Origin of the sequence: Vibrio sp. A2-1 (assembly GCF_021728355.1) — a bacterium.
GTDB lineage: Bacteria > Pseudomonadota > Gammaproteobacteria > Enterobacterales > Vibrionaceae > Vibrio > Vibrio splendidus_K.
Genome location: NZ_JAKKCO010000006.1, coordinates 131,759 through 142,552, shown reverse-complemented (window position 1 = coordinate 142,552; position 10,794 = coordinate 131,759). Strand labels below are relative to the sequence as shown.

The following is a 10,794-nucleotide window of genomic DNA, read 5'->3' as shown; positions in this document are numbered from 1 at the left end:
CGCGCCCTAGGTATTAGAATCTAACGATTAAACTAAAGGCGAACCACAAAACCAAACGAAATAGGCCAGCAATGCTGGCCTATTTTTTTGCTCTGTATAAACCACAACAAGATTATTTTAGCGAGTTGTGGATTAGGAACTCTTCTTCAACGCCTTTCAATTTCATTTCATCCATAATGAAGTTCACCGTGTTCAACAAACGTTGTTCACCTTTTGGTATCAGATAACCGAATTGGCTGTTGGTGAACGGTGTTTCACAGCGAGCAGCTTCAAGACGTTCATCAGTCACTTGATAGAACAGACCTTCAGGGGTTTCTGTCACCATCACATCAACTTTACCTTCCGCAACGGCTTGCGGAACGTCTAGGTTGTTCTCGTAACGTGTAAAGCTCGCGTCTTGCAAGTTAGCATCCGCAAAAATCTCGTTAGTCCCTCCAATATTAACGCCAACACGCACCGAAGAAAGGTTCACTTTCTCAATGCTGTTGTATTGTTCTGCTTTGCCTTTCGCAACTAAGAAACACTTACCAAAGGTCATGTAGCCTTGAGTTTGTTCTGCGTTTAACTGACGCTGCATTTTACGCGTGATACCGCCCATCGCGATGTCGTATTTATCGCTGTTTAGATCGGTCAGTAGATCTTTCCATGTGGTACGAACAATCTGTAATTCAACGCCCAGCTGCTCTGCAACATGTTTAGCTACGTCAATATCATAACCAGAGTAGGTTTTGCCGTCGAAGTAAGAAAAAGGTTTGTAGTCGCCGGTGGTGCCGACACGAAGTGTGCCTGACTTTTGAATATCTTCTAGCTGGTCAGCTTGTGCTACACCAGAAAGTGCCAGAGTAATGGAAGCAAGTAATAGTGATGTTTTTTTCATTGTAATTATCTGTTGTGTTTGTCTAGTTGTTAAAAGTAACAGAAAGAAAAGCAGAAAGAGATCAAACCATTGGAAATGATTGTCAAGAAGATGAACACCGAGGGAAGGTTAGGGGATTTGCATAGAGTCTTGAAAATAGAGGCATGTACGTATTAAGTTCTATTTTGATAAATCGTAGGCAACAAAAAGCCCATGTTCTCGAATGAGTAACATGGGCTTCATTATTGGTTTAACTTGTTAGCTGCTTATTTTAGCTGTTTATTTTAGCTGTTTAGCTGTTTAGCTGTTTAGCTACTTAGCAACTGACTCGTTGTTCATCTTAGCCGGACCTTTAGATGCATTAACCAGTAGGATACCAACGGTTAGTACCATCGAACCACATAGTAAGAACAACAAGCGTCCTGTTGGTTCGTTTGGAATTAGAGCCATTGCTAGAATACCGAAACCTGCTGTGCTGATAAGCTTACCAAGCATTGAACGCTGTTTAGTATCTAGGTTTTGTTGCTCTTCACCTTCAGCAACAAGTGGTGTATTCCAGTTAGTAAACAATGTATCAACTTCTTTCTCACGCTCAGTTGATAAAGGTTTATAGAAGAATTGAGTTGCTAAGAAGAAGCCACCAGTAAAGATTACGTGTGCAGCTAAGCTTAAGCCAACTTTAAGATCAGCCCACTCACGACCAGTCAATTGTTGCTCTAAACCAAATAGGTGTTCAATATCTTCTGCTTGTAGAGAAATACCAAAGATGTAAGAAACAAAACCACCGACAATCAATGTAGTCCAAGCCGACCAATCTGGTGTTTTACGAATAATCATACCTAGGAAGATTGGAATAAGCATTGGGAAGCCAATTAATGCACCCACGTTCATTACGATATCAAATAAGCTTAAGTGACGTAACGAGTTAATGTATAGGCCAATCGAGATAATGATTATACCCATCAGAATTGTCGTTAGCTTACTTACAATCACGAGTTCTTTTTGCTCTGCATTCTTGCGAAGAACAGGGCTATAGAAGTTCATTACAAAGATGCCAGCGTTACGGTTCAAACCTGAATCCATAGAAGACATTGTTGCAGCGAACATCGCAGACATTAATAGACCAACCATACCTGCTGGCATTACGTTTTGTACGAATGCTAGGTAAGCAGCATCACCCGCTTTATCACCCATTGAAGCGTACTCCAATGCGAAATCAGGCATGAATGCACTTACGTACCAAGGTGGTAGGAACCAGATAAGAGGGCCAACAACCATTAGGATACATGCTAAGCCTGCCGCTTTACGCGCATTTTCACTGTCTTTAGCACATAAATAACGATAAGCATTGATACTGTTATTCATTACACCGAACTGCTTCACAAAGATGAAAACAACCCATAGTACGAATACACTTACATAGTTGAGGTTATTCCCCAACATGAAGTCACCTTGGAAATTATCAACAATGTTCGTAATGCCACCACCGTGGAAGTAAGCAGCAACCGCACAAGTGATCGTAACCGCCATGATAACTAGCATTTGCATGAAGTCAGATGCGACAACGGCCCAAGACCCACCAGTTACCGACATGATGACTAACACAGCACCGGTGAAGATGATGGTGGTTTCCATAGGGATATTAAATACAGCAGCAACAAAGATTGCTAGACCATTTAGCCAAATACCTGCAGAAATTAGGCTGTCCGGCATACCGAACCAAGTAAAGAACTGCTCTGAAGTTTTACCAAAACGCTGTCTGATTGCTTCAATCGCGGTTACAACACGAAGTTGACGGAACTTTGGGGCAAAGTACATGTAGTTCATGAAATAACCAAATGCATTGGCTAAGAACAGAATTACAATAACAAAACCATCGGAGAATGCGCGTCCTGCGGCTCCAGTAAACGTCCATGCTGAAAACTGTGTCATGAAGGCGGTTGCACCAACCATCCACCACAACATTTTGCCGCCCCCTCTGAAGTAATCACTAGTCGACGTGGTGAACTTACGGAACATCCAACCAATAGCGATTAAAAAGAAGAAGTAGGCGAGAACAACAAAAGTATCAATAGTCATCTTTTCAGCCTTTTAAATATCATAATTAACTGGGCTTAGATTAACGCGTCCAAAGGTTTATTTGTACTACAATATGTCTTTAGTATGATCTAGGTCGCATTGATTTTTTAGTACACACGACAAGTTGGATTAAACTATTGTTTTTATTGCCTTTAATTGTTTTTATGAATTGCTCTAGATCCAAGGTAAATTGAAGGTTAAATGTTTATATGTATTACAATATAAGTAATAAGGCTTTAGTTTACCTTATTTATAAGATTTTAATTATAACCGTAACAAATGTGCTACAACTGAACGTGGTTGTGCGACGGGATTCACGTTAAATCTCTGTACTAAATCGCAAAATATTGTTTCTAGCATTTAAGTGTAGCTTATTGTTTTTATGTCGCTATTTTCTATTTCACGCCCTGAATTGCTCATTATTTATCCGTACTATTTATCTACGCGATTTATCCACTCAATTTTTCTGCTGTTCTGCTGTTCTGGTGTTTAGGGTCTTGGTTTGTCCAACCGCTCGAAATTGGAGTCGGCAACAGCGAGAATCATACTCAATACTCAATACTCAATAGCCCAATAACTAATATTCGATAAGCGATAACACAACCATAAGCCTTGTATTGCTTCATGGCGATTTCTAAGCATATGAAAGAGTTTTGTATGCTTATTGACTAAGAAGGGCGGATGTGTCGATACAGGGCTCAAGATACGATATGAGTCGAGTGAGTTAGATTACATAAGTGAGTGCTTAGAGTGTTTGTCAGGTCGTGTAAGTCGTTCTAGCGAAGTGAAATAGCATATGCACAAAATTACAAATTACCAGTCACAAAGCTGGTGGATGGCCTGATAAACGGGAATGTATTGTAGAGGTCTTAACTTGTTTGAGCATTGTGCTTTTCAGGTAACAGCTTCAAACTATCAACTATCAACTATCAACTATCAAACTTCAGTTACCCAAAAGATCTAGATAACAAAATCCAGTTATTGAAAAACCTCAGATAACAAAAAGCCCCACCGAAGTGAGGCTTTATCACCAAATCTAAAATAGATTAAGCGTTAACGTGATCAACTGCGTCACGAACAAGCTTGCCTAGTTCGTCCCACTTACCTTCGTCGATAAGGTTAGTTGGAACCATCCAAGTACCGCCACACGCAAGAACAGAAGGGATCGATAGGTATTCATCAACATTCTTCAAGCTTACGCCACCAGTAGGCATGAATTTAACAGGGTAAACTGCTGTTAGTGCTTTAAGCATACCAGTACCGCCTGAAGGCTCAGCAGGGAAGAACTTCAACGTGCGAAGGCCCATTTCCATTGCTTGCTCAACTAGGCTTGGGTTGTTAACACCCGGTACGATTGCAACACCTTTGTCGATACAGTATTGAACAGTTCGTGGGTTAAAACCTGGGCTTACGATGAAATCAACGCCAGCTTCGATAGATGCGTCAACTTGCTCGTTAGTCAGTACAGTGCCTGAACCGATTAGCATGTCTGGGAATTCTTTACGCATGATGCGAATCGCTTCGATTGCACATTCTGTACGCAGTGTGATTTCTGCACATGGCATACCGTTTTCAACCAACGCTTTACCTAGAGGGATAGCGTCTTCAGCACGGTTGATAGCGATTACAGGGATTACTTTTAGGTTTTCTAGTTGTTCATTTAATGTCGTCATGAATTATTTCTCACGTCAAATGTGGGCCTGCTTTCAACTAAGCAAACCCTTGATTAATAGTTAAAGTGCGTAATTATAGAGACAGATCAGGCGTCGCTTCTAGAGGAATGATAGCACCTGGATGCTGAATCACGGTTCCTGCCACAATATGACCTGCAAATGCAGCATCACGAGCACTACCGCCGCTCAAGCGCTTGGCCAAGAAGCCTGCACTGAACGAGTCGCCAGCTGCGGTAGTATCAACGATTTTGTCTACAGGGTTGGGTGCAACGTACTGAGCGCTTTGGCTTTCAACCACTAAGCAGTCTTTCGCGCCACGTTTAATGACGATCTCTTTCACACCAGACTCAGACGTACGTGTAATACATTGTTCAATGCTTTCGTCACCGTATAGCTCTTGCTCATCATCAAACGTCAGCAGAGCCGTATCTGTGTACTTAAGCATTTTCAAGTACCAAGAAATCGCTTCTTGTTGGCTTTCCCAAAGTTTAGGACGGTAGTTATTGTCGAAGAATACTTGGCCGCCTTGAGCTTTGAATTTGTCTAAGAAGTTGAATAGCTGCATGCGACCATTTTCTGTCAAGATTGCCAGCGTAATACCACTTAAGTAAACCGCGTCAAAAGAGAACAGCTTATCAAGAAGAGCAGGCGTGTCTTCCTGATCAAACATGAACTTCGCCGCAGCATCACTACGCCAGTAATGGAAGCTGCGTTCACCAGTTTCATCGGTCTCGATGTAATAAAGCCCTGGTTGTTTGTGATCGAGCTGAGCCACTAAGCTTGTATCGATACCTTCAGCTTGCCAATTTTTCAACATGTTGACGCTGAATGGGTCAGTGCCTAGTGCGGTTACATAGCTTGTTTGGATATCTTGCTCTTTTGTTAAGCGTGACAAGTAAAGTGCAGTATTCAGCGTATCGCCACCAAAACTTTGTTTAAGCCCGTCTTGTTTCTTTTGTAGCTCAACCATGCACTCGCCAATGACCGCGATGTTTAATGATTTCATATGCTTACCTTAGCAACTGAGGTTGCGCTAGTTATTATTTTAGGAAATCTTCACGCGCAGGGTTGAAGATATCAAGAAGGATGCTGTCTTGTTCTAGTGCAACCGCACCGTGCATCATGTGTTTACGAGCGAAGTAAGCATCGCCCTCTTTAAGCACTTTCTTCTCGCCGTCGATTTCAGCTTCGAAGCTACCACGAACAACATAACCGATTTGGTCGTGAATTTCGTGAGTATGAGGGTGACCAATCGCGCCCTTATCAAAACATAGGTGTACAGCCATAAGATCGTCAGTGTAAGCAACGATTTTACGCTTAATGCCGCCACCAAGTTCTTCCCATGGGTTTTCATCTAGGATAAAGAAAGAGTTCATTGTGTATCTCCTAATCTGTTTAAATCTTTTAAGTGTTACTTAACTTGCATCCATCATAAGGGAATGAGCTCAATTGTAATACAATATATCTAAATTTGTGTGATATTGATCAAGCGATACTTTATATAGCGTAAATAAATCAATAACTTAATAAATGACCGATATTTATCATTAGTCATTCACATCAATGACTTACGGTTGATTGTGTGACTCTAATCATCATTTGGTAACGAATAGGTATAATTAAAGCTCTTATTGTATTACTTTATATGGAGTTTGAGAATTTAATCAAAGTTTAAGCAGATAAACTCTTTATTGAGGGTGACAAAGAATATGACGACTAAACCAGTATTGTTGACTGAAGCTGAAATCGAGCAGCTTCACCTTGAAGTGGGCCGTTCTAGCTTAATGGGCAAAACCATTGCAGCGAACGCGAAAGACCTAGAAGCATTCATGCGTTTACCTATTGATGTTCCAGGTCACGGTGAAGCAGGGGGTTACGAACATAACCGCCATAAGCAAAATTACACGTACATGAATCTAGCTGGTCGCATGTTCTTGATCACTAAAGAGCAAAAGTACGCTGACTTTGTTACAGAATTACTAGAAGAGTACGCAGACAAATATCTAACGTTTGATTACCACGTACAGAAAAACACCAACCCTACCGGCCGTTTGTTCCACCAAATTCTGAACGAACACTGCTGGTTAATGTTCTCAAGCTTAGCTTACTCTTGTGTTGCTTCAACACTGACACAAGAACAACGTGACAACATTGAGTCTCGCATTTTCGAACCAATGCTAGAAATGTTCACCGTTAAATACGCACACGACTTCGACCGCATTCACAACCACGGTATTTGGGCAGTAGCCGCTGTCGGTATCTGTGGTCTTGCTTTAGGCAAGCGTGAGTACCTTGAAATGTCAGTGTACGGCATCGACCGTAACGACACTGGCGGTTTCTTAGCGCAAGTTTCTCAACTGTTTGCACCTTCTGGTTACTACATGGAAGGCCCTTACTACCACCGTTATGCGATTCGCCCAACGTGTGTGTTCGCTGAAGTGATTCACCGCCACATGCCTGAAGTTGATATCTACAACTACAAAGGCGGCGTGATTGGCAACACAGTACAAGCGATGCTTGCGACGGCTTACCCGAACGGTGAGTTCCCGGCTCTGAATGATGCTTCTCGTACTATGGGTATCACAGACATGGGTGTTCAAGTTGCCGTCAGTGTTTACAGCAAGCATTACTCTTCTGAAAACGGCGTAGACCAAAACATTCTCGGTATGGCGAAGATTCAAGACGCAGTATGGATGCATCCATGTGGTCTTGAGTTATCTAAAGCCTACGAAGCCGCTTCTGCTGAGAAAGAAATCGGCATGCCTTTCTGGCCAAGTGTTGAGTTGAACGAAGGCCCTCAAGGTCACAACGGCGCACAAGGTTTTATCCGCATGCAGGATAAGAAAGGCGACGTTTCTCAGCTAGTGATGAACTACGGTCAACACGGTATGGGTCACGGCAACTTCGATACGCTGGGCATTTCTTTCTTCAACCGTGGTCAAGAAGTCCTGCGTGAATACGGCTTCTGTCGTTGGGTGAACGTTGAGCCTAAATTCGGCGGCCGTTACCTAGACGAAAACAAATCTTACGCTCGTCAAACGATTGCTCACAACGCAGTAACGATTGATGAAAAATGTCAGAACAACTTTGATGTTGAACGTGCAGACTCAGTACACGGTTTACCTCACTTCTTTAAAGTAGAAGACGAGCAAATCAACGGTATGAGTGCATTTGCTAACGATCACTACCAAGGCTTTGACATGCAACGCAGCGTGTTCATGCTAAACCTTGAAGAATTAGAATCTCCGCTACTATTAGACTTTTATCGTTTAGATTCTGAGAAAGGCGGCGAAGGCGAACATCAATACGACTACTCACACCAATATCAAGGTCAGATTGTTCGTACTAACTTCGAATACCAAGCAAACAAAGAGCTGAACACTCTAGGTGACGATTTCGGTTACCAACACTTATGGAACGTGGCAAGCGGTGAAGTGAAGGGCACAGCACTTGTAAGCTGGCTACAAAACAACACTTACTACACGTGGCTAGGTGCAACGTCTAACGACAATGCTGAAGTGATTTTTACTCGAACAGGCGCTAACGATCCAAGCTTCAACCTACGTTCAGAGCCTGCGTTCATTCTACGTAGCAAAGGAGAAACAACACTGTTTGCTTCTGTTGTTGAAACGCACGGTTACTTCAATGAAGAATTCGAGCAATCAGTTAATGCACGTGGTGTAGTTAAAAACATCAATGTTGTGGCTCACACCAATGTCGGTTCGGTAGTTGAGATCACCACAGAGAAATCAAACGTGACAGTGATGATCAGCAACCAACTTGGCGCAACTGACAGCACTGAACACAAAGTAGAACTGAACGGCAAAGTATACAGCTGGACAGGCTTCTACTCAGTAGAAACAATTTTAAACCCAGAATTAGCAAGCACAGCAGAGCAGGGGAAATAATAATGAGCTATCAACCACTTTTACTTAACTTTGATGAAGCAGCAGAGCTTCGTAAAGAACTTGGCAAGGATAGCCTTTTAGGTAACGCATTGACTCGCGATATTAAACAAACTGACGCTTACATGGCGGAAGTTGGCATTGAAGTACCAGGTCACGGTGAAGGCGGCGGTTACGAACATAACCGTCATAAGCAAAACTACATCCACATGGATCTAGCGGGCCGTTTGTTCCTTATCACTGAGGAAACAAAGTACCGTGATTACATCGTTGATATGCTAACTGCGTACGCGACGGTATACCCAACACTTGAAAGCAACGTAAGTCGTGACTCTAACCCTCCGGGTAAGCTGTTCCACCAAACGTTGAACGAGAACATGTGGATGCTTTACGCTTCTTGTGCGTACAGCTGCATCTACCACACTATCTCTGAAGAGCAAAAGCGTCTGATCGAAGACGATCTTCTGAAGCAAATGATCGAAATGTTCGTTGTTACTTACGCACACGACTTCGATATCGTGCACAACCACGGCTTATGGGCAGTGGCAGCGGTAGGTATCTGTGGTTACGCAATCAACGACCAAGAATCTGTAGACAAAGCACTATACGGCCTGAAACTAGACAAAGTAAGCGGCGGTTTCTTAGCGCAACTTGACCAACTGTTTTCGCCAGACGGCTACTACATGGAAGGTCCTTACTACCACCGTTTCTCTCTACGTCCAATCTACCTGTTCGCAGAAGCGATTGAACGTCGTCAGCCTGAAGTTGGTATCTATGAATTCAACGATTCAGTGATCAAGACAACGTCTTACTCTGTATTCAAAACGGCATTCCCAGACGGTACATTGCCAGCTCTGAACGATTCATCGAAGACAATCTCTATCAACGATGAAGGCGTTATCATGGCAACGTCTGTGTGTTACCACCGTTACGAACAGACTGAAACTCTGCTTGGTATGGCTAACCACCAACAAAACGTTTGGGTTCATGCTTCAGGTAAAACATTGTCTGACGCTGTTGAAGCAGCTGATGAAATCACACCATTTAACTGGGGTAGCCTGTTCGTTACAGACGGCCCTGAAGGTGAGAAAGGCGGCGTTAGCATTCTTCGTCACCGTGATGAGAAAGACGACGACACCATGGCGTTGATCTGGTTCGGTCAACACGGCAGCGATCACCAGTACCACTCTGCACTAGACCACGGTCACTATGATGGCTTGCACCTAAGCGTATTCAACCGTGGCCACGAAGTACTGCACGATTACGGCTTCGGTCGCTGGGTAAACGTTGAGCCTAAATTTGGCGGTCGTTACATTCCAGAGAACAAGTCTTACTGTAAGCAGACGGTTGCTCACAACACAGTAACGGTTGATCAGAAAACGCAGAACAACTTCAACACAGCATTAGCTGAGTCTAAGTTTGGTCAGAAGCACTTCTTCGTAGCAGACGACCAGTCTCTACAAGGCATGAGCGGAACCATTTCTGATTACTACACAGGCGTAGACATGCAACGCAGCGTGATTCTTGCTGAACTTCCTGAGTTCGAGAAGCCGTTAGTGATTGATGTTTACCGCATCGAAGCTGACGCTGAGCACCAGTACGACTTGCCAGTTCACCACTCTGGTCAAATCATCCGTACTGACTTCGATTACAACATGGAAAAAACGCTTAAGCCATTAGGTGAAGACAACGGTTACCAACACTTATGGAACGTTGCTTCAGGCAAAGTGAACGAACAAGGTTCTCTAGTCAGCTGGCTACATGACAGCAGCTACTACAGCCTAGTAACCAGCGCTAATGCGGGCAGCGAAGTTATTTTTGCTCGCACTGGTGCTAACGATCCAGACTTCAACCTTAAGAGTGAGCCTGCGTTCATCTTACGTCAGTCTGGTCAAAACCACGTGTTTGCTTCTGTACTAGAAACGCATGGTTACTTTAACGAGTCTATCGAAGCCTCTGTAGGCGCTCGTGGTCTAGTTAAATCAGTGTCTGTTGTGGGCGATAACAGTGTCGGGACTGTTGTTCGCATTCAGACTACTTCTGGCAACACTTACCACTATGGTATTTCAAACCAAGCTGAAGACACGCAGCAAGCAACTCACACTGTTGAGTTCGCGGGTGAGACATACTCGTGGGAAGGATCATTTGCTCAACTGTAAATGATTAACATACATGTCGTTTAACGACGACATGTATTGATGTGGTGCTTTGCGGGAACGAAGTATCACATTGAAATTCAGTCGTGATTGAAAAATCATTCGTTGAAACCAACAACGACTGA

At 43.2% G+C, this 10,794-nt stretch carries 7 protein-coding genes; 2 read left to right on the top strand and 5 right to left on the bottom strand.

Going from position 1 to position 10,794, the window contains the following annotated elements:
- Positions 1-112: 112 nt before the first annotated feature.
- The 5 genes from L3V33_RS18325 to L3V33_RS18305 form a co-directional block, all read right to left on the bottom strand.
- Positions 113-877, bottom strand: coding sequence for a transporter substrate-binding domain-containing protein (locus L3V33_RS18325; protein ID WP_114633660.1), 765 nt, complete (start codon positions 875-877; stop codon positions 113-115).
- Positions 878-1,168: 291 nt separating this feature from the next.
- Positions 1,169-2,935: a transporter gene (locus L3V33_RS18320; RefSeq protein ID WP_065204781.1), complete on the bottom strand. Its 1,767-nt coding sequence runs from the start codon at positions 2,933-2,935 to the stop codon at positions 1,169-1,171.
- Positions 2,936-3,981: 1,046 nt separating this feature from the next.
- Positions 3,982-4,608 (bottom strand): bifunctional 4-hydroxy-2-oxoglutarate aldolase/2-dehydro-3-deoxy-phosphogluconate aldolase, encoded by a 627-nt coding sequence (locus L3V33_RS18315; protein ID WP_237290997.1) that lies wholly within the window; start codon positions 4,606-4,608, stop codon positions 3,982-3,984.
- 73 nt (positions 4,609-4,681) lie between these two features.
- On the bottom strand, positions 4,682-5,614 hold the full coding sequence (locus L3V33_RS18310; RefSeq protein ID WP_237290996.1) for a sugar kinase: 933 nt from the start codon (positions 5,612-5,614) through the stop codon (positions 4,682-4,684).
- A 34-nt stretch (positions 5,615-5,648) separates the two neighbouring features.
- A complete protein-coding gene (locus L3V33_RS18305; protein ID WP_004733502.1) occupies positions 5,649-5,984 on the bottom strand; it encodes a cupin domain-containing protein in 336 nt (111 codons plus the stop codon).
- A 333-nt stretch (positions 5,985-6,317) separates the two neighbouring features.
- Here L3V33_RS18305 and L3V33_RS18300 point away from each other — a divergent pair, with 333 nt between their 5' ends.
- Together L3V33_RS18300 and L3V33_RS18295 are read left to right on the top strand one after the other, a co-directional pair.
- Positions 6,318-8,516 carry a heparinase II/III family protein gene (locus tag L3V33_RS18300; RefSeq protein WP_237290995.1) on the top strand — a complete coding sequence of 733 codons (2,199 nt, stop codon included), beginning with the start codon at positions 6,318-6,320 and terminating at the stop codon, positions 8,514-8,516.
- 2 nt (positions 8,517-8,518) lie between these two features.
- A complete protein-coding gene (locus tag L3V33_RS18295; protein ID WP_237290994.1) occupies positions 8,519-10,672 on the top strand; it encodes a heparinase II/III family protein in 2,154 nt (717 codons plus the stop codon).
- The last annotated feature ends 122 nt before the right edge of the window (positions 10,673-10,794 follow it).